The organism is Nocardia sp. NPDC003979, assembly GCF_053605015.1.
The window spans coordinates 21,401-39,921 of the sequence record NZ_JBSGIJ010000034.1 but is presented as its reverse complement, the minus strand read 5'-3'; the positions used below and the strand labels follow the sequence as shown (position 1 = coordinate 39,921).

Sequence of the window (18,521 nt, the reverse complement as noted above, 5' to 3'; positions counted from 1 at the left end):
ACCTCGTGTCTCAGCGGGGCTGAGTCGGTGTCCGTGTCGCTCTGACTCGAACTAAGTTACGTGCCGCCAAACACGAAGTCAAATCGGCTGGTCAGAGCAGGTTTTTCAGATCTTGGTCGAACCAGCCCGGAGCCGCACCGGTGAACCGGTCGCGGTCCCACTGCCCCACCCCTGCGGGTATGGCACCGAGCAACGGTGTTCCGGTGATCCGGGGCAGATCGTCGCGGTTGCATTCGGAAGCGAGGTCGGGTTCATCGGGCCAGGCGCCGATGACGAGCCCGGCGCAGCGCACGCCCGCGGCAGCAAGGGTTCTTGTGGTGAGTTCGCTGTGATTGAGGGTGCCGAGGCCGGCGGCAGCGACCACCAGAACGGGGGCGCCGAGCTTCTCGGCGAGGTCGAGCAGGGTGAACTCCCCCATCCGGACCAGCAGCCCGCCCGCCCCTTCGACAAGCACCAGGTCGGCGTCGGTGAGCGTCTCGATACCCGCGACCGTCTCCGCGAGCGTCAGCATGGGCATGCCTGCCCGGCGGGCGGCGGTGTCGGGAGCGAGCGGTTCGGGGTAGCGGGCCAGCTCGAGGGTGCGGGTGACGCCGGTCAGGCGGGTGACATCGGCGAGGTCGCCGGGTTCACCGGGCGCGATGCCGGTCTGGGCTGGTTTACACACCGCGACCGTCCGGCCCTCGGCCGACGCGGCGGCGGCCAGCGCGGCCGTGGCCACGGTCTTGCCGACATCGGTCGACGTGCCGCTGATCAGAAGAACACCCATCTCGCTACCTCACCAATCCTCGGTTCATCACCGATCCGTTCCGTTCCTGCCCAGGTTCGGGCGGGCGAGCGCGTCAGACGACCAGCGCGTCCCCACGTGCCTCGGCCAGGACTTCGCCGAGCACCTCGGCGATGGTGTCCAGCTCGGCGGCGGTGAGATCGGCTCGGGCGGTGAGTCGCAGGCGCGAGGTTCCCTCGGGGACCGACGGCGGACGGAAGCAGCCGACTTCGAGCCCACGCGCTCGGCACGCCTGTGCGGCGTCGAAGGCGCGTTGGGCGTCTCCGAGAATCACCGAGACCACGGCCGAGGTCGGTTCGGGCACACCCGCGATTCGGGCGATGTCCGCCGCGCGGTCCAGGACACGGGTGGCCATGGCCGCGTCGCGGCGCAGCAGCGACAGGGCCGCGCGGGCGGCGCCGACGGCAGCGGGTGCCAGGCCGGTATCGAAGATGAACGTGCGGGCGGCATCGATGAGGTGGGCACGAATCCTGTTGTCGGCGAGTACGACTCCGCCCTGGGCGGCGAACGCCTTCGACAGAGTGGCGGTGATGACGAGGTCGGGTTGACCCGCCAAGCCCAGTTCGTGCACCAATCCCCTGCCGCCCGCACCTCGGACGCCGAGCCCGTGGGCTTCGTCGACGACGAGGACCGCGCCATTGGCCCGCGCGACCCGGTGCAGGTCGGCCAGCGGTGCGAGGTCGCCGTCGGCACTGAAGACCGAGTCGGTGAGGACGAGCGCCCGCTCCTCGACGCGTTCGGCCAGCAGCCGGTCGACGGCGGCGACATCGCGGTGCGGCGCGACGGCGATCCGGGCACGGGAGAGCCTGCACGCATCGACGAGCGAGGCGTGGCTGCCCGCGTCGGAGACGATGAAGCTGTCGCGCCCGGCCAGGGCGGTCACCACACCCAGGTTGGCGGCGTAACCGGAGGCGAAGACCAATCCCGTTTCGGCGCCGACGAATTCGGCCAGTTCGGTTTCCAGGAGCTCGTGTTCGGCGGTGGTTCCGGTGACCAGCCGCGAACCGGTGGAGCCCGTGCCCCAGCGGCGGACCGCGGCGACGGCGCCCTCGACCACTTCCGGGTGACGTACCAGCCCGAGGTAGTCGTTGGAGGCGAGGTCGATGCTCGCCTGCTCGGGTTCGCGCACGCGCAGGTGCCTGCGCAGCCCGGCGGCGGTGCGCGCCGTGGCGCGTTCGTCCAGCCAGCTCAACGGATCCGTAGTCACAGCTGAGGAGGATACTTGAACACTGTTCAGCCTGGTCATCGGATCGAGGCTTTCACGGCCGCGTGCACGGCGCCGGTGATGGTGGCGATATCGGCGGAGCTGCTGATGAACGGCGGCATGGTGTAGACGAGATTACGGAAAGGACGCAGCCAGGCACCCGCGTCGACCGCGGCGTCGGTGGCTGCGCGCATGTCGACGGGTTCGGCGAGTTCGACGACGCCGATGGCCCCGAGCACACGCACGTCGACGACCCCCGGCAGCTCGGCGATCGGCGCGAGACCTTCGCGCAGCTCGCTGTCGATCCGGGCGACCTCACCGCGCCAATCACGCGAGCGCAGCAATTCGATCGACGCGACCGCGACCGCGCATGCCAGTGGGTTGCCCATGAAGGTCGGTCCGTGCATCAGGCCGCCGTGCGCGGCGCTGATGGTTTCGGCGATGCGGGTGGTGCACAGCGCGGCGGCGAGGGTGAGATAGCCACCGGTCAGCGCCTTGCCCACGCACATGACGTCCGGGGCCACCCCGGCGTGGTCGGCGGCGAAGAGCGCGCCGGTGCGGCCGAAACCCGTGGCGATCTCGTCGAAGACGAGCAGCACATCGTTGGCGTCGCAGATGCGCCGCAGCTCGGTGAGGTAGCGCGGATCATGCCAGCGCATACCGCCCGCGCCCTGCACGACGGGCTCGACGATGACGGCGGCCACCTCGTCGCGATGAGTGTGGATCGCGTGTTCGAGTTCGGCGACGTAGTCCTGGGTGAATTCGCGAGGCGGAGCGGGCACGAAGACCTGATCGGTGAGGACATCGGTCCACAGCGCATGCATGCCGCCCTCGGGATCGCAGACGCTCATCGGCGTGAAGGTGTCGCCGTGGTAGCCGCCGCGCCAGGTCAGCAGGCGGTTCTTGGCCGGACGGCCGAGCGCCCGCCAGTACTGCAGGCACATCTTCGCGGCCACTTCCACCGAGACCGAGCCGGAGTCGCAGAGGAACACCTTGTCCAGGCCGGCGGGAGTGATCTCGACGAGTAGCTGCGCGAGGCGGGCGGCCGGTTCGTGGGTGAGCCCACCGAACATCACGTGACTCATCCGCTGCGACTGCGCGAAGAGAGCTTCGTCGAGCACGGGGTGCCGGTAGCCGTGCACGGCCGCCCACCAGGAGCTCATTCCGTCGACGAGTTCACGGCCGTCGGCCAGGGTGAGCCGAGTGCCCGCCGCGCTCGTCACCACCAGCGGTTCGGTGGTAGCCGGGAAGCCGCCGTAGGGATGCCAGACATGGTCGGCGTCCAGGGTGGTGATCTGCTCGGGGGTCAGGTCCACAGCGTGTCCTCGTCGTTGCCCGGTGCCGCCTGCGACGGCCTTGAACGCTGTTCAAGTTATCACCTGTCGCCGACGGCGGACAGACTCGCGACCGCATCGGGAATCCGGGCCAGGGCCACGCGGACATCGCCGAGCGCGTCGGCGCCCAGCTCGCCGGCGACGGCAGCCTCGATGCGCCGGATCTCCCGCGCGGCCACGGCAAGGGCATCGCGGCCTTTCGCCGTCGGCACGATCAGACGTGCGCGTTTGTCGGCGGGATCAGCGATGCGCTCGACGTAACCACAGCGTTCGAGGTGGGTCACCAGCTCCCCCATCGACTGCTGGGTCATCCCGGCCGACTCGGCCAGGGCGGTCACCCGCGAGCCGTTCGGCGCCAGATAGCGGAAGACCGCGTAGTGCGCGGGCCGCAGTTCGGTACCGAGGCTTGTGCGCAGGGCGTTGTCGAGCTCCCGTTCGTAGGCATCGGTGGCCTGGACCAGGAGTTTCAGCAGCGTAGACCTTGACATATAGGAAGGTTACCTTTATATCTTGGATATGGCACGCACCGGCACCGTCCTCACCTTCCGCAACGGGCACCGGGTCACGCTCGTCGACCGCGGCGCCGACGAGCACGGCGCCTATCTCCGGCTCGAACACGAGCTGCCGCGCACCGGCAGGCAGGCGGGCCCGCACTGGCATCCCGAGATCAGCGAGACGTGGACGATCCGCAGCGGGCAGGTGCGCTTCCGCATCGGTGGCGCCGACATCGTCGCCGGACCGGGCGACACCGTCACCGCACCGCCGCGTGCGGTGCACGAATTCTGGAACGAGGCCGAGGGCACGGTGATGGACCACGTGATCCGGCCGCCGCTGCGGCACTGGGAGATGTTCGAGTTCTGGAGTGGGCTGGACAACGCGAACAAGACCACCGAGCAGCGATTGCCCCGCAATCCGTTGGCGCTCGCGCTGCTGTGGGAGTACCAGGACGGCTACCTGGCCGGTCCGCCCGCGCTGCTGCAACGGTGGGTTTTCGGCGGGCTCGCCGCCCTGGCCCGGCGCACGGGCTACGCGCGGCGGTTGAGGGCGGGGTGACGCAGCACCCAGCGCGAGCACGCGCGGTCAGCACGCGGATTCCTCTACTGTCGTAGCATGTCGAGCCCCAACGACCGAACCGGTGAGGTGACACCGCTGAGCGTGTGGCCGGGCACGGCCTACCCGCTCGGCGCCACCTACGACGGCGGGGGCACGAACTTCTCGGTGTTCTCCGAGGTGGCCACCCGGGTGGAGCTGTGCCTGATCGGCGAGGACGGGTCCGAGACGCGGGTGGATCTGGACGAGGTGGACGGGTACGTCTGGCACGCCTACCTACCCTCGGTCGTTCCCGGTCAGCGCTATGGATTCCGCGTCCACGGGCCCTACGAGCCCGAACTCGGGCTGCGCTGCGATCCGGGCAAACTGCTGCTCGACCCTTACGGCAAGGCCTTCGACGGCGAGTTCGTCAACGATCCCTCGCTCTACACCTACGGCCTGGATTCGCTGGGCCACACCATGACCGGGGTGGTCATCAACCCCTTCTTCGATTGGGGCAACGACCGGCCGCCGAATCGGCCGTACCACGAGACGGTGATCTACGAGGCGCACGTCAAGGGCATGACCATGACGCACCCCGACATCCCCGACGAACTCCGCGGCACCTATGCCGGCCTGGCGCATCCGGCGATCATCGGGCATCTGAAAGCGCTCGGTGTCACGGCGATCGAGCTGATGCCGGTGCACCAGTTCTTCCACGATCACGTGCTCACCGATCAGGGACTGCGAAACTACTGGGGCTACAACAGCATCGGGTATCTGGCCCCGCACAACGAGTACGCCTCCCGCCGCACCGGTGACGCCGCGGTCGCCGAGTTCAAGGCGATGGTGCGGGCGATGCATGCCGAGGGCATCGAGGTGATTCTCGACGTGGTCTACAACCACACCGGCGAGGGCAATCATCTGGGGCCGATCCTGAGCCTGCGCGGTATCGACAATGCCGCCTACTACCGGCTCGACGACGACAACCCCGAGCACTACAAGGATTTCACCGGGACCGGCAACAGTCTCAATGTGCGTCATCCGCACACCCTGCAGCTCATCATGGATTCGCTGCGCTACTGGATCCTCGATATGCACGTCGACGGTTTCCGCTTCGACCTCGCCGCCACGCTGGCACGCGAATTGCACGATGTGGACCGGCTTTCCGCGTTCTTCGACCTGGTGCACCAGGATCCGGTGGTGAGTCAGGTGAAGCTCATCGCCGAGCCGTGGGACGTGGGCGAGGGTGGCTACCAGGTGGGCAACTTCCCCAGCTTGTGGACCGAATGGAACGGCAAGTACCGCGACACGGTGCGCGACTATTGGCGTGGTGAACCGGCGACACTGGGTGAGTTCGCCTCGCGGCTCACCGGGTCGTCGGATCTGTACGAGCCGACCGGGCGACGGCCCGGCGCGAGCATCAACTTCGTCACCGCGCACGACGGGTTCACTTTGCGGGACCTGGTGTCCTACAACGAGAAACACAACGAGGCCAACGGTGAGGGCAACCGCGACGGCGAAAGCCACAACCGCTCGTGGAACTGCGGTGTCGAAGGCCCGACCGACGACCCTGAAGTGGAGGCACTGCGGGCGCGTCAGCAGCGCAATCTGCTGGCCACGCTGATCCTGAGCCAGGGCACCCCGATGCTGGCCCACGGTGACGAGATGGGCCGCACCCAGCTCGGCAACAACAATGTGTACTGCCAGGACTCGCCGCTGGCGTGGATGGATTGGTCGCTGGCGCAGCAGAACGCGGACCTGCTCGAATTCACCCGCTCGGTGATCGCGTTGCGTACCGAGCATCCGATCTTCCGGCGCCGCCGCTTCCTCGCCCCCGGTCCGGCCGACGGCGAGGGACATCGCCGCGAGATCGCCTGGTTCACGCCCGCCGGGGCGGAGATGACCACCGACGACTGGCACAGCGGATTCGGCAAATCCCTCGCCGTGCTGCTCGACGGCGACGGCATTCCCGAGCCCGGCCCGCGCGGGGAACGGATCAGCGACGACTCGTTCCTGCTGTGCTTCAATGCGCACGACGATGCGCTCGATTTCGTGCTGCCCGGGCCGGAGTTCGGCGCCGAATGGGCGCTCGCCCTTGATTGTTCGACCCCCACCGGTGCCGCCGAAGCCGTTCACGCGGCGGCGACGGTGCTGCCCGTGCCCAGCCGCTGCCTGCTCGTATTGCGCCGAACCGCCTAGCGAGACGATGACCGAGACCTACGTGACCGATCCCCTGACCCGGCTGCACCGCGCGCCGATCCGCCCGAGCACGGTGCGCAGCACCTACCGCCTCCAGTTGCGTCCCGACGCGCTCACCTTCGGCGATGCCCGGGCGATTGCCGAATACCTGCAGCAGCTGGGAATTTCGCATCTGTACCTGTCCCCGATCCTGACCGCCGCGCACGGGTCGACGCACGGGTACGACGTCACCGACCCGACCACGGTGTCGACCGCACTCGGCGGGCCTGCCGGACTCAAGGCACTGTCGGACGAGGTGCGCAGTCGCGGAATGGGTTTGATCGTCGATCTGGTGCCCAACCACGTGGGAGTCGGCGATCCGCAGCAGAATCCGTGGTGGTGGGATGTGCTGCGGCTGGGCCGGAAGTCGCCGTACGCCAAGTACTTCGACATCGACTGGAGTCCGAGCAACGGTGCGGGTGGGCGGCTGGCGCTGCCGGTGCTGCAGAACGAGAACGACCCGGCCGCGCTCACCGTCGACCGGTCCGGTCCCGAACCCATGCTCGCGCTGCACGATCTGCGGTTCCCGATCGCGCCCGGCACCGACGGTGACAACGCGCTGCGCATCCACGACCGTCAGCACTACCGGCTGGTGAGCTGGAAGGCCGGGGTGTGCACCTATCGACGGTTCTTCGCGGTGAACAGCCTGGCCGCCGTCCGCCAGGAGGACCCGGAGGTGTTCGAGACGACGCACCGGGAGCTGGCCGCCTGGTGCGAACACGACCTGATCGACGGTGTCCGGGTGGACCATCCGGACGGATTGGCCTATCCGAGTGCGTATCTCACGCGATTGCGTCGTCTGATCGGGCCCAAGCGGTTGCTGCTGGTCGAGAAGATCCTGGCCAATCGTGAACCGCTCGACGCCACCCTGCCGATCGACGGCACCACGGGTTACGACGCACTGGCCGACGTGGGCGGGGTACTCATCGATCCGGCTGGTGAACCCGCGCTCACCGAGCTGTCACAACAGGTGGCCGGACACGGCAGCGATCGCGCCTGGTTCGGTGAGACCGAGCACCGGATCAAACGGGCGGTCGCCGAAACCATTCTGGCCCCGGAGATCCGGCGGCTGGTCGCCGCGATCAAACGCGACGGCAACGCGGGCAGTTTCGACACCCTCGCCGTGAGCAACGCGACCATCGAGGTGCTGGCGTTCATGCCCGTGTACCGTGTGGATTACGCGCCGCTGGCCGGGATGACCGCGGCGGTGGTCGCGGAGGTGGAGAAGCGCAATGCCGAGCTCACGGCGCCGCTGTCGGTGCTGGTGACGGCGCTGGCCGTGGGCGGGGAGGCGGCGACGCGGTTCAACCAGGTGTGCGGGGCCATCACTGCGAAAGCGGTGGAGGACACCATGTTCTATCAGGGTGCGCGGCTGGTGTCGCTGCAGGAGGTGGGTGGGAACCCGGCGCGCTTCGGCCACTCGGTCAACGATTTCCACCTGTCCAACAGTGAGCGCTCGCAGCGCTGGCCGGCGACCATGACCGCGCTGTCGACGCACGACACCAAGCGCGGCGAGGATGTGCGCGCCCGGATCGGTGTGCTCTCGCAGGTGGCCGAGCTCTGGTCGGAGCGGGTGCGCGGCTGGCTCGAAACCACCCCGGCGCCCGACGGCGCGACGGCACTGTTCTTGCTGCAGAACATGTTCGGGGTGTGGCCTGCCGACGGGCGGCCCGCGTCGTCGGTGCCGGGGCTGCGTGACCGGTTGCATCTGTTCGCGGAGAAGTCGATCCGGGAGGCGGGGACCAAGACGTCGTGGGAGGAACCCGACGCGCAGTTCGAGTCGGCGGTGCACGCCTGGCTCGACGCGGTGATCGACGGGCCGGTCGGCACCGGGATCGGTGATCTGGCCCACGAGCTGGCACCGCATGCCTGGTCGGACGCGGTGTCGCAGAAGCTGCTGCAGCTGTGCGCGCCGGGGATTCCGGACATCTATCAGGGCACCGAGGTGTGGGAGGACTCGCTGGTCGACCCGGACAACCGGCGGCCGGTGAACTTCGCGGTGCGGGCGGGGATGCTCCAATCCCTCACCGACACACCGACTCTTGACACCACGGGGGCGGCGAAGATGTGGGTGGTCGCCTATGCGCTGTGGTTGCGGCGGGAACGGCCGGAATGCTTCGTCGGCGGGATGTACCGGCCGTTCTACGCGGTCGGTGAGCACGCGCACCGGCTCGTCGCCTATGGGCGCGGGCCCGCCGGGGAGGCGCCCGAGGTGATCGTCGCGGCCACCCGGCATTCGGTCGGGTTGGCCGCGACGGGGTGGACCGACACCACCCTGCCCCTGCCCGAAGGCACCTGGACCGACAGGTTGACCGGCAACACCTATGCGGGCACCGTGCGGCTTGACACGTTGTTCACCCGGTTGCCGGTCGCGCTGCTGGTGCGCTGAGAAACGCGGGACCGCCTCGGCGATCCCGCGTCCGGTTCAGCGTCGAAGGCCCAGGTATTGCAGGGCGGCGAAGGCGCCGACCGTCATCGCCTGCATCACGGCCCACACGGCGCCGACCGTCGTCAGGTTCAGGGCGCCGGTGACGACCGCGGCGAGGCTGGCGAGCACCCAGGCGGCGTTGCCGATCGCGACACCGGCCGCGGCGGTCCGGTTGATCGGCGACCTGGCACCGATGATGGCGACGGCCAGGCCGTAGGCGGTGAGGAAGGCGCCGATCGCCAGGCTCGCGGTGGTGTCGAGGCCGAGGAGCCGCTCGAGCGGGCCCGCGAGGGCGAGGTAGGCGATGCCGTTGGCGCCGGTGACGACGGCGTCGGTGCGCAGCGACAGGCGGAGCAGGTTCTCACCGGAGGTGAGCAGGGCGGACAGGCGGCCGGGGCGGGTGGCGGTGGTCATGGCGGATCTCCTGGTGTGTGAAGGGGTTCAGGCGGCGGCGGGAACGTGGTCGAGGAAGCCGTAAACGCGGTCGATGCGGCCGTCGACGAGGACGGCGACGTCGAAGCCGATCACCACGGCGTCACCGTCGGCGGGGCCGAGCCCCCAGGTGAAGCGGACCTGGTCGTGGTGGGCGTCGACCGGGCCGGCCAGCCGGAAGGTCCAGTCGGGGAACTGGGTCTGCACGCCGGCGATGGCGGCTTCGAGTTCGGCGTGTCCGTTCACCGCGACCATCGGGTCGACGTAGCCGACCTGCGGGGTGAACAGCCGGGCGACGGCGGAGCGGCGGGCGCCGGGCTCGCGAGTGTTCCAGGCTTCCAGGTACTGTGCGACGACGGTGTTCATCTCGACCTCCGAAATAGTCTCTGAGCTGGTGTTTCGCTCGTTGTTTCTGCGATGACACCAACGTTATGGGTCGAGTGGGGGTCGGCGAATCAGTCGCCTATAGGTACTTTCGCGACGCGGCTACTGTCATCGCCGGTACGGCGATACGGTTGAGCACATGCTGCACGGACGCGACGCCGAACAGGCCATGCTCGACGACCTGCTCGCCGGTGCGCGTGCCGGGCGCAGCGCGGCCCTCGTGATCCGCGGCGAGGCGGGTATCGGAAAGTCCGCGTTGCTGGATTACGCTGCGGCACAGGGCCTTCCGACGGTACGAAGCGCGGGTATCGAATCCGAGGCCGAATTGCCCTTCGCCGCACTGCATCTGCTGGTGAAACCGGGCATGGAACTGGTCGGGCAGTTGCCACCCCGCCAGCGCGACGCGCTCGAGGCGGCCTTCGGCCTCGGCGAGCACGCACCGGCCGACCGGATGCTCATCGGCCTCGCGGTGCTGACGCTGTTGGCCGAGGAAGCCGCCGACGGCCCGCTGCTGTGCATCGTCGACGACGGGCACTGGCTGGACCAGGCCACCGCAGACGCCTTGCTGTTCGCCGCCCGCCGGCTCGATGCCGAGGGGGTGGTGATGTTGTTCGCGGCCCGCACCGGTCCCGATGACTTCCCGGCACCCGGTCTGGCTGAGCTCAGCTTGACCGGTCTGCCGCTCGAGGCCGCCGCCGCACTACTCGATGCGGGCACGACGCGGTTGTCACCGGCCACCCGCTACCGTCTGCTCGCCGAATCCGGCGGCAATCCCCTTGCCCTGCTGGAACTTCCATCGGTCGTCGGCGACAGCGATGTGGATACGGCGAACCCGCTTCCCCTGACTCAGCGCCTGCAACTGGCCTTCCACAGCCGCATTACGAAGCTTCCGCCCGCCACCCGCACCGTCCTCCTGGTCGCCGCCGCGGCGGGCACGGCGGATATCGGGCGAGTGTTGCAGGCCGCCGCCACCCTCGGTGCGGGACTGCCGGACCTGCAACCGGCGCAGGACGCGGACATGATCGACCTCGACAGCGGACGACTCACCTGGCGCCACCCGCTACTGCGCTCGGCGGTCTACCAGGGTGCGGCATTGACCCAGCGACTCGCCGCCCACCGCGCACTCGCCGCCGCTTACGCACCGCCGGCCTATCCGCCCCCGGCGGTGCACGCCGCGGCGTCTCGACCCACTGGGCCGGGCGGTACCGGTGCCACCAGCTCGATGAGTGCCACCGACGATTCGGTGATCGATGCCGACTGCTCGACGACCGGCCCCGACGACTCGGAGAACGGTGCCGAAGGTTCGATCGGGTTCGGCACTCGGGCAGTTTTCGACGACAACGACGCCGATCTGCGGGCCTGGCATTCGGCTTGCGCGGCAACTGGGCCCGACGAGGAGACCGCCGCCGCGTTGGAGAACACCGCCGATCGGGCGCGTCGACGCAATGGCTTTCACGGGGCGGTCGCGGCGTACGAGCGGGCGGCGGCGCTGAGCGTCGACAGTGCGGCTCGGGTGCGGCGGCTGGTACTGGCCGCCGAGACGGCTACCGAGGCCGGGCTCACCGAGCAGGCTGCGCGGCTGGCCGAGCGCGCGGCCGCCCTTGCCGGTGGTGGCGAGTACGAACAGCGGCTCGAGCTTGTGCGGGCGCAAGCCGAGTTCGGTTCGGGCACACCGGGTTCCGCGCATCGGCGCTTCATGTCCGCGGCCCGTGCGGCGCGCACGGGCGATCCGGGAACCGCCGCCCGCATCCTCGCCAGGGCGGTGCACACCGCCTGGTATCTCGGTCCCGCCGAGCTCGACGAGGTGGCCGGGTTCCTGACGACGTTGCGGTTGGCGGAGGACGACCCGGCCACTCCGATCGCGCGCTATCTGACCGGTTCGGTGTCGGGCAGGCGCACCACCGACCTGCGTGCCGTCGTCGACGCCGCGCGCGCCGCAGGCGCCGACAACCCCGCCGACCTGGTGCAGCTGTGCGGTAGTGGGCTCGTTGTCGGACAGGACGACCAGGTCGACGAGGTGGCCGCCGAACTCATCGCCGAGTGCCGGGAGCAGGGGCGCATCGCCCTGCTCGCGCCGCTGCTGTTCTTCCGTGCCGAATGCCAGCTGTTCGGTGGGCGGCCACGGGAGAGCCGGGTCGCCGCCGAGGAAGGGCTGGGGATCGCCCGTGATATCGGGCAGGCGCAGTGGGTCAGCCAGCTGCATGCCTTCCTCGCCTACCTGGCGGCGCTGCACGGTGACGAGCAGCGCTGCCACGCCGAGGCGGAGCAGGCGGTAGCCGATCAACTCGGCGGGCCGACGGCGGTCGGGGCGTCCTGGGCCCATGCGGCTCGGGGACTGCTCGCGCTCGGCGACGGCAAGCTCGACCGGGCGCAGGCCGAACTCGAACACATGACGATCGAACCCGCGCGTCACCACGTGATCGGCCTGCGCACGCTGCCGGATCAGATCGAAGTCGCCGTCCGCCTCGGCGCCACCGACCGGGCGAACGAAGCCCTGACCAGGCTCATCGAGTGGTCGGAGCGTGCCGAGCAGCAGTGGATCGCCGCTTTGGCGGCACGTGGACGGGCGCTGCTGGCCGAGGATCCCGAACCGCATTTCCGCACCGCCCTCGTCGGCAACCGGCCTTTCGAGGAGGCCAGGACCCGCCTCCTCTACGGCGAATGGCTCCGCCGGGACAAGCGCAAGGTCGATGCGCGCACGCAGCTCGAGCAATGTGCCGACGTCTTCGATCGGCTCGGTGCCACGCCCTGGCTCGAACGAACACGAACCGAGTTGAGCGCTCTGGGCGTGGGGGCAACCGCCCGGGCCGACGACGGACCGTTGAGCCTGCTCACCCCACAGGAATCACAGATCGTACGGTTGGCCGCGCAAGGACTGTCGAACCGGGAGATCGCCGCGCGGTTGTTCTTGAGTCATCGCACGGTCGGGCATCACCTGTACAAGGCATACCCGAAACTGGGTGTGGTGTCGCGTGGCGAACTGAGCGCGCTCGACCTCGGGTGACCGGTCAGCTGCGGGAAGGTGTGCCCGCGGCACCGACGACCCAGCGAAGGGCCGCGACCGATGCGGCGGCGAGCACGGCGACCTGCGGCGATCCGACGACGAGCAGGAGCAGCGCGGCGACCACGAGCCCGGCGACCAACGCCTCGAGCTTGTAGACCGGCCACGCGACGCCGGCGACGTCGACCGTCGCGGATGCTGTCGATGGGGTCACCACTGCCATGCACACAGGATAGGCGCAAACAAGAGTTCGGTCCACCGAAATCTCGCCTTCGGGTGAGGTCGGGAACATCACAGGCGGAACCGTCGTTGTGCTGGTCATGCCACTGACAGGAGAGTACGCACCGAGCACTTCCGATTGGGCGCGCGAACAGGCGGAGGCCTATGAGACCTCCGGCGGTGCCGAGGGCACCTCGTTGCAAGGCAAACCGGTCATCCTGCTCACCACCAAGGGCGCCAAGACCGGCAAGCTGCGCAAGACGCCACTGATGCGCGTCGAGCACGACGGCGAGTACGCCGTCGTCGCCTCGCTGGGCGGCGCGCCGAAACACCCCGTCTGGTACTACAACATCAAGGCCGAACCGCACGTCGAGCTGCGCGACGGCACAGTCAACAAGGACTACACCGCCCGCGAGGTCTTCGGCGAGGAGAAGTCGCTGTGGTGGGACCGCGCGGTGCAGGTCTGGCCCGATTACGCCGAATATCAGAAGAAGACCGACCGCGAGATTCCGGTCTTCGTGCTGACGCCCCGCTGACCGACCCGCCGACGCCGGACACCCGTGGCTGCCTCGGTAGCATTGTCGGGTGTCCTCCACCGTTGACGTCGCCGAAGTTGCCCTGACCCGTCCGCCGCTCACCGCGGACGAGATCGATGCGGCCGCGCAGCGAATTTCCGACATCATCGAGCCGACACCCCTGCAGTACAGCCCCCGCCTGTCGGCGAGCACCGGCGCGCAGGTGTATCTCAAGCGCGAAGACCTCACCGCCGTGCGCTCCTACAAGCTGCGCGGCGCCTACAACCTGATGGTGCAGCTCACCGACGCCGAACGCGCCGCCGGTGTGGTCGCGGCCAGCGCGGGCAACCACGCGCAGGGCGTGGCCTTCGCCTGTCAGGCGATGGGCGTGCGCGGACGCATCTACGTCCCGACGACCACCCCGAAGCAGAAGCGTGACCGCATCCGCGTGCACGGCGGCGAGTTCGTCGAACTGATCGCGGTCGGCGAGACCTACGACGCGGCCGCCGCGGCCGCCGCCGACGACGTGGCCCGCACGGGCGCGACCATGGTTCCCCCGTTCGACGACCCGCGCACCGCGGCGGGCCAGGGCACCATCGCCGCCGAATTCCTCGAACAACTCGGTACCGCACCGGATCTCGTCGTCGTGCCGGTCGGCGGCGGCGGCTGTCTCGCCGGCATCGGCACCTACCTGCGTGAGCGTGCACCGGGCGCCGGTCTGCTCGGTGTGGAGCCCGCGGGCGCGGCCTCGATGACGGCGGCGCTGGTGGCGAGCGGTCCGGTGACTCTGCCCGAGATCGACCCGTTCGTCGACGGCGCCGCCGTGCGCCGCATCGGTGACCTGCCCTATCAGGCGGCGGCGTCGTTCGGTGGCCGGGTGGTGTCGCACGCCTCGCTCCCGCTGCTCACCACCACCGAATCCCCCACCGGCACAGCGTCTTTCCGGATGATGCAGGTCGACGAGGGCGCCATCTGCACGGCGATGCTCGACCTGTATCAGAACGAGGGCATCATCGCCGAGCCCGCGGGCGCGCTCGCGACGGCGGCGCTGGCCGAGATCGACATCGACCCGGGCTCCACCGTGGTGGTGCTGGTGTCGGGCGGGAACAACGATGTGTCGCGCTACGGCGAGATCATCGAACGGTCCCTGGTACACCGCGGGCTCAAGCACTACTTCCTGGTGGACTTCCCACAGGAACCGGGTGCGCTGCGCCGCTTCCTCGACGACGTCCTCGGGCCCGACGACGACATCACCATGTTCGAGTACGTCAAGCGCAACAACCGCGAGACCGGGGCGGCACTGGTCGGCATCGAGCTCGGCGCCACCGACGACCTGGCCTCGCTGCTGCACCGCATCGAGGAGTCGCCGATCCAGGCGGAACGCCTGGAGCCGGGCTCGCCTGCGTACCGCTACCTCACCTAGTGAGCCCGGTCAGGCTTTCTTCACGGCGTTGAAGATCAGCTCGCCGTAGATCCGCCACTGCTCGGGGTCGCGTTCCTGCTGGCGGAAAAGACTGCCCGCGACGCCGCCGAGCAGTACGCGCACGTGCCGGGCCGTGACATCCTCGCGGATCACCCCTTGCCGCTGGCCCGCGAGGATGATCGACTCCAACGATTCCTCGCCCCGCGCGGGCGACGGCTTCTCGGTCTCGGGCAGGGCTTCGGCGAGGGCCCGGTCGTTGGCGAGGCGTTCGACGGTTTCGGCGAGCAGGTCGCGCAGGATCGTCAACGGGTCACCGCCGGCGTTCAGCTGATCCAGAGCGGCGAGACCGCGGCGGTAGAACCAGGCGCGCTGATACTGCGCCACCGCCTGCACCAGCGCGTCCTTGGTCGGGAAGCTGCGGTACACGGTCGCCTTGCCGACGCCCGCACGGGCGGCGACCTGCGGAATCGTGGCCTCGATGCCGTGTTCGGCGAACACTTCGACGGCCGCCGCCACCACGCGCTCGTGATTGCGCCTGGCATCGGATCGCTTGGTGGACCAGTCGACGTCGTGGTCGGTCGTCGGGTCGCACTCGGGAGCAGTCACCCTGCGATTGTGCCGAATCGGGCGGTCATGGCAGTCACAGCCTCACCCTCTTCAATAAACGGACTCCAGGGTCCAGTATAGTCCTCGATACGGACCGCAAGGTCCACTTACTGCGCGGAACCACACGGAGGCGTGAGCTCCCCATGATCGATCAGACGACCCGAGAGTCCGAAGCCCCGCGCGACTCGGGGGGACTCGGCACCAATCTCGTGTTCCTCGCCCTGGCCGCCGCCGCGTTCGCGCTCGCCCAGACCGCGATCGTGCCCGGCATCATGATCCTGGGCCACGAACTGCACGCGAGCACGGCAGATGTCGGATGGGTGCTCACCGCCTACCTGATCTCGGCCGCGATCCTCACCCCGGTCTTCGGCCGCCTCGGTGACATGTACGGCAAGAAGAAGCTGCTCGTCATCGCGCTCGGCCTTTTCGCGCTCGGCAGCGTGGCCGCGGCGTTGGCACCCTCGATCTGGGTGCTCGTGGCCGCGAGGGTCGTCCAGGGAGCGGGCGGCGGCATCTTTCCGCTGTGCTACGGCATCATCGGCGACACGTTTCCGGCCGAGAAGCGCGGCGGCGCACTGGGTCTCATCTCGGCGCTGGCCGGGATCGGCGCGGGCGGCGGCTTGCTCATCGGTGGCCTGCTGATCGATCACCTGTCCTGGCAGTGGGTCTTCTGGTCGGGCGCGATCATGTCGGCGATCGCGCTGGTCGGCGTGCTGCGGGTGCCGGAGCGGTCGATCCCGACGCCTACGCGGATCGACTTCGCAGGCATCGCGCTGCTCAGCATCGGCCTCACCATGCCGCTGCTCGCGCTGAGCCGCGGCTCGACGTGGGGCTGGACCGATGCGCGCACCCTCGCCCTCATCCTCGGCGGCCTGGTGGTCCTGATCGGTTTCGTCGCCTTCGAGACCCGCATCAGCGAACCGCTGATCGACATGCACGTGCTGCGGCGTCCGACGGTGCTGATCACCAATAGCGCCATGCTGCTGTTCGGCGCGGGCATGTTCGCGGTGTTCTCGCTCATCCCCCAGCTCGCCCAGACCCCGGACACCGGCGAGTACGGCTTCGGCATGGACGCCACCGGATCGGGTCTGCTGATGATCCCCGGTTCGATCGCCATGCTTGCGGCCGCGGTCGTCGCCGGGCGTCTCGTCGGTCGGGTCCGCGCCGCTGTTCCGCTGGTCCTCGGCGCGCTCACCGCCGCCGCGGGCTTCGCGGCGCTGGCCTTGTCGCACAGCTCCCAGGCAGCTGTCATCGGGTTCACGGTCGTGACGTTCGTCGGCATCGGCCTCGGGATGGCGGCCATGCCGAATCTGATCATGTCGGCGGTGCCCGCCGAGAAGACCGCCGAGAGCACCGGCGTCAACGCGCTGATCCGGTCGGTGGGGTCATCGATCGGGTCGCAGGTCGCGGCCACCGTGCTGGCGGGCAGTGTCGTCGCCGGGACGGCGCTGCCCGCGGATTCGGGCTTCACCACCGCGTTCTGGCTGGCCGCGGGCGCCATCGCGCTGGCGGCTGTGGTCGCGGTGTTCATCCCGCAGAGCAAGCCACCGGCCGGCACATCCGTACGCGAGGACCGGGAATCGGACCTCGCCGGCGCCCTCGCCGAGTAACCGGCAAGGGCGGCGGCGACTAGGCGGCGGCCCGGTCGATGCGCTGCCCGCGGTCGCGGGTGGCGCGCACGCCCGACATCACCAACGGCAGCAGCCAGCCCATGGCGAACTGGTCGTAGGCCAGCAGCGCCTGGTCGAGGCGGTTGTGGACGAAGCCGACCGACAAGCCCGAGCGCGGGTCGACCCAGCCGAACGACCCACCGAGACCGATGTGACCGAAGGCCGTGTGCGCACCGGGCGCCGGCATCGAGTGGTAACCCAGATGCCACATCATCGGCATGTAGAACAGGGCGTGGTCGAGACGGTAGGTCTGCACGCGCCGGATGAGCTTGTGCGTTTCGGGGCGCAGGAAGGGTGACCCGTCGAGGGTGACGCCGTCGGCCAGGCCCGCGTAGAGCTGGGCGAGTCCGGCAGCGGTGGCGACGCCGTTGCCCGCGGGCATCTCGGTGTCGAGAATCGGCGGGTCCTCACCGTCGAGAATGCCGTTGAGGCCGGTCAGATACAGGCAGCGCGCCGCCGCACCGAGCGCGCCGGGGATGCGGAAGCCCACGCGGTTGAGGAAACCCGCGGCCACCGGGTGCCCGGCCAGGCGCAGGTGGGTACCCGCGAGGCGGGCGTACTCGGTCGACGAACCCGCCGCCGGACGGCCGAGGTGGAAGCCCTCGACACCGAGCGGGTCGGTGACCTCGGTGCGGATGAGGTCGCTCATGCTGCGACCGGTGACCGAGCGCGCGATACCCGCCAGCAGCCAGCCGTAGGTGAGCGCGTGGTAGGTCGGGACGCCGAGCAGCCGGTCGGGCTTGGCCATGGCCAGCCGGTCTTCCATCAGCTCGTGGTCGAGCAGTTCCTGGGCGCTGTCGGCGATCGGGGACAGCGACGACAGCCCGGAACGGTGGGTGAGCACGTCGGCCACGGTGATCGCGCCCTTGCCGTGCGCGGCGAAGCGAGGCCAGTACTCGGCGACCGGGGCCTGGTAATCCAGGAGCCCGCGGTCGGCGAGACGGTGGATGACGGTGGCGGTGACACCCTTGGTCGCCGAGAAGACGATCGAACCGGTGTTCGCCGACCAGGGCTGGTCGCCCGCGCTGCCGGTCCACAGGTGTGCCAGGGGTTCGCCGTGCCGGTAGATCGCGATGGCGCCGCCCGCGTCGCGCCGATGTCCGATCAGGGCGGCGAAAGCGCGCACCAGCGGACCGAAACCGGCCGGCGCATAACCGCCCACACCGGTCGGAAGGGCAGCACTGTCCTGCCCGTAAGCCTCGTTGCTCATTGCTCAACCGTACGACCGTTATGTCGCTTCGGCAACGATCT

Annotated in this window: 16 protein-coding genes; 7 read left to right on the top strand and 9 right to left on the bottom strand. The window is 69.3% G+C overall.

Features of this window, described 5'->3' with window-relative positions; all coding sequences use genetic code 11:
* Nucleotides 1-91: 91 nt before the first annotated feature.
* The 4 genes from bioD to ACWEVR_RS32975 all read right to left on the bottom strand — a co-directional run bounded on the left by bioD (nt 92) and on the right by ACWEVR_RS32975 (nt 3,810).
* Nucleotides 92-766, bottom strand: coding sequence for a dethiobiotin synthase (gene bioD / locus ACWEVR_RS32990; RefSeq protein WP_452470118.1), 675 nt, complete (start codon nt 764-766; stop codon nt 92-94).
* A 73-nt stretch (nt 767-839) separates the two neighbouring features.
* Nucleotides 840-1,991, bottom strand: a complete 1,152-nt coding sequence (locus ACWEVR_RS32985) for an 8-amino-7-oxononanoate synthase (RefSeq protein WP_452470117.1) — start codon at nt 1,989-1,991, stop codon at nt 840-842.
* A gap of 35 nt (nt 1,992-2,026) precedes the next feature.
* Entirely contained in the window at nt 2,027-3,304 is a 1,278-nt protein-coding gene (locus tag ACWEVR_RS32980) for an adenosylmethionine--8-amino-7-oxononanoate transaminase (RefSeq protein WP_452470116.1), read from the bottom strand.
* 59 nt (nt 3,305-3,363) lie between these two features.
* Nucleotides 3,364-3,810, bottom strand: coding sequence for a MarR family winged helix-turn-helix transcriptional regulator (locus tag ACWEVR_RS32975; RefSeq protein WP_452470115.1), 447 nt, complete (start codon nt 3,808-3,810; stop codon nt 3,364-3,366).
* A 28-nt stretch (nt 3,811-3,838) separates the two neighbouring features.
* Here ACWEVR_RS32975 and ACWEVR_RS32970 point away from each other — a divergent pair, with 28 nt between their 5' ends.
* The 3 genes from ACWEVR_RS32970 to treY are packed head-to-tail and all read left to right on the top strand — an operon-like array spanning nt 3,839 to nt 8,981.
* Nucleotides 3,839-4,375 carry a cupin domain-containing protein gene (locus ACWEVR_RS32970; RefSeq protein ID WP_452470120.1) on the top strand — a complete coding sequence of 179 codons (537 nt, stop codon included), beginning with the start codon at nt 3,839-3,841 and terminating at the stop codon, nt 4,373-4,375.
* A 57-nt stretch (nt 4,376-4,432) separates the two neighbouring features.
* Complete coding sequence (gene glgX, locus ACWEVR_RS32965) at nt 4,433-6,553, top strand: glycogen debranching protein GlgX (RefSeq protein WP_452470114.1); 2,121 nt, start codon at nt 4,433-4,435, stop codon at nt 6,551-6,553.
* 7 nt (nt 6,554-6,560) lie between these two features.
* Nucleotides 6,561-8,981: a malto-oligosyltrehalose synthase gene (gene treY, locus ACWEVR_RS32960; RefSeq protein WP_452470113.1), complete on the top strand. Its 2,421-nt coding sequence runs from the start codon at nt 6,561-6,563 to the stop codon at nt 8,979-8,981.
* A gap of 36 nt (nt 8,982-9,017) precedes the next feature.
* Here treY and ACWEVR_RS32955 read toward each other — a convergent pair whose 3' ends face one another.
* Both ACWEVR_RS32955 and ACWEVR_RS32950 read right to left on the bottom strand, forming a co-directional pair.
* Entirely contained in the window at nt 9,018-9,434 is a 417-nt protein-coding gene (locus ACWEVR_RS32955; protein WP_452470112.1) for a hypothetical protein, read from the bottom strand.
* Nucleotides 9,435-9,461: 27 nt separating this feature from the next.
* Nucleotides 9,462-9,818, bottom strand: coding sequence for a nuclear transport factor 2 family protein (locus ACWEVR_RS32950; protein ID WP_084457462.1), 357 nt, complete (start codon nt 9,816-9,818; stop codon nt 9,462-9,464).
* A 157-nt stretch (nt 9,819-9,975) separates the two neighbouring features.
* On the opposite strand from ACWEVR_RS32950, the gene ACWEVR_RS32945 reads away from it, so the two are divergent.
* Nucleotides 9,976-12,840, top strand: a complete 2,865-nt coding sequence (locus ACWEVR_RS32945; protein ID WP_452470111.1) for an AAA family ATPase — start codon at nt 9,976-9,978, stop codon at nt 12,838-12,840.
* A 4-nt stretch (nt 12,841-12,844) separates the two neighbouring features.
* Here the strand turns inward: ACWEVR_RS32945 and ACWEVR_RS32940 are convergent, their stop codons facing one another.
* Complete coding sequence (locus ACWEVR_RS32940) at nt 12,845-13,060, bottom strand: hypothetical protein (protein WP_452470110.1); 216 nt, start codon at nt 13,058-13,060, stop codon at nt 12,845-12,847.
* A 97-nt stretch (nt 13,061-13,157) separates the two neighbouring features.
* Between ACWEVR_RS32940 and ACWEVR_RS32935 the strand changes: the two genes are divergently transcribed.
* Both ACWEVR_RS32935 and ilvA read left to right on the top strand, forming a co-directional pair.
* Entirely contained in the window at nt 13,158-13,592 is a 435-nt protein-coding gene (locus ACWEVR_RS32935; RefSeq protein WP_452470109.1) for a nitroreductase family deazaflavin-dependent oxidoreductase, read from the top strand.
* A gap of 49 nt (nt 13,593-13,641) precedes the next feature.
* Nucleotides 13,642-14,994 (top strand): threonine ammonia-lyase IlvA, encoded by a 1,353-nt coding sequence (ilvA, locus tag ACWEVR_RS32930; RefSeq protein WP_452470108.1) that lies wholly within the window; start codon nt 13,642-13,644, stop codon nt 14,992-14,994.
* A 9-nt stretch (nt 14,995-15,003) separates the two neighbouring features.
* Here ilvA and ACWEVR_RS32925 read toward each other — a convergent pair whose 3' ends face one another.
* Nucleotides 15,004-15,600: a TetR/AcrR family transcriptional regulator gene (locus ACWEVR_RS32925; protein ID WP_067642799.1), complete on the bottom strand. Its 597-nt coding sequence runs from the start codon at nt 15,598-15,600 to the stop codon at nt 15,004-15,006.
* A gap of 143 nt (nt 15,601-15,743) precedes the next feature.
* On the opposite strand from ACWEVR_RS32925, the gene ACWEVR_RS32920 reads away from it, so the two are divergent.
* On the top strand, nt 15,744-17,210 hold the full coding sequence (locus tag ACWEVR_RS32920) for an MFS transporter (protein WP_452470107.1): 1,467 nt from the start codon (nt 15,744-15,746) through the stop codon (nt 17,208-17,210).
* A 19-nt stretch (nt 17,211-17,229) separates the two neighbouring features.
* Here ACWEVR_RS32920 and ACWEVR_RS32915 read toward each other — a convergent pair whose 3' ends face one another.
* The gene (locus ACWEVR_RS32915) at nt 17,230-18,480 is read right to left on the bottom strand and encodes a serine hydrolase domain-containing protein (RefSeq protein WP_452470106.1); all 1,251 of its coding nucleotides are present in this window, start codon (nt 18,478-18,480) and stop codon (nt 17,230-17,232) included.
* Nucleotides 18,481-18,521 lie beyond the last annotated feature (41 nt).

Excerpts from the sequence above, each read along its gene's own strand:
- ACWEVR_RS32945 (WP_452470111.1), top strand. The coding sequence starts at position 9,976 with ATGCTGCACGGACGCGACGCCGAACAGGCCATGCTCGACGACCTGCTC.
- bioD (WP_452470118.1), bottom strand. The coding sequence starts at position 766 with ATGGGTGTTCTTCTGATCAGCGGCACGTCGACCGATGTCGGCAAGACC.
- glgX (WP_452470114.1), top strand. The coding sequence starts at position 4,433 with ATGTCGAGCCCCAACGACCGAACCGGTGAGGTGACACCGCTGAGCGTG.
- ACWEVR_RS32940 (WP_452470110.1), bottom strand. The coding sequence starts at position 13,060 with ATGGCAGTGGTGACCCCATCGACAGCATCCGCGACGGTCGACGTCGCC.
- ACWEVR_RS32975 (WP_452470115.1), bottom strand. The coding sequence starts at position 3,810 with ATGTCAAGGTCTACGCTGCTGAAACTCCTGGTCCAGGCCACCGATGCC.
- ACWEVR_RS32915 (WP_452470106.1), bottom strand. The coding sequence starts at position 18,480 with ATGAGCAACGAGGCTTACGGGCAGGACAGTGCTGCCCTTCCGACCGGT.
- ACWEVR_RS32955 (WP_452470112.1), bottom strand. The coding sequence starts at position 9,434 with ATGACCACCGCCACCCGCCCCGGCCGCCTGTCCGCCCTGCTCACCTCC.
- ACWEVR_RS32920 (WP_452470107.1), top strand. The coding sequence starts at position 15,744 with ATGATCGATCAGACGACCCGAGAGTCCGAAGCCCCGCGCGACTCGGGG.
- ACWEVR_RS32970 (WP_452470120.1), top strand. The coding sequence starts at position 3,839 with ATGGCACGCACCGGCACCGTCCTCACCTTCCGCAACGGGCACCGGGTC.
- ACWEVR_RS32950 (WP_084457462.1), bottom strand. The coding sequence starts at position 9,818 with ATGAACACCGTCGTCGCACAGTACCTGGAAGCCTGGAACACTCGCGAG.
- treY (WP_452470113.1), top strand. The coding sequence starts at position 6,561 with ATGACCGAGACCTACGTGACCGATCCCCTGACCCGGCTGCACCGCGCG.
- ACWEVR_RS32935 (WP_452470109.1), top strand. The coding sequence starts at position 13,158 with ATGCCACTGACAGGAGAGTACGCACCGAGCACTTCCGATTGGGCGCGC.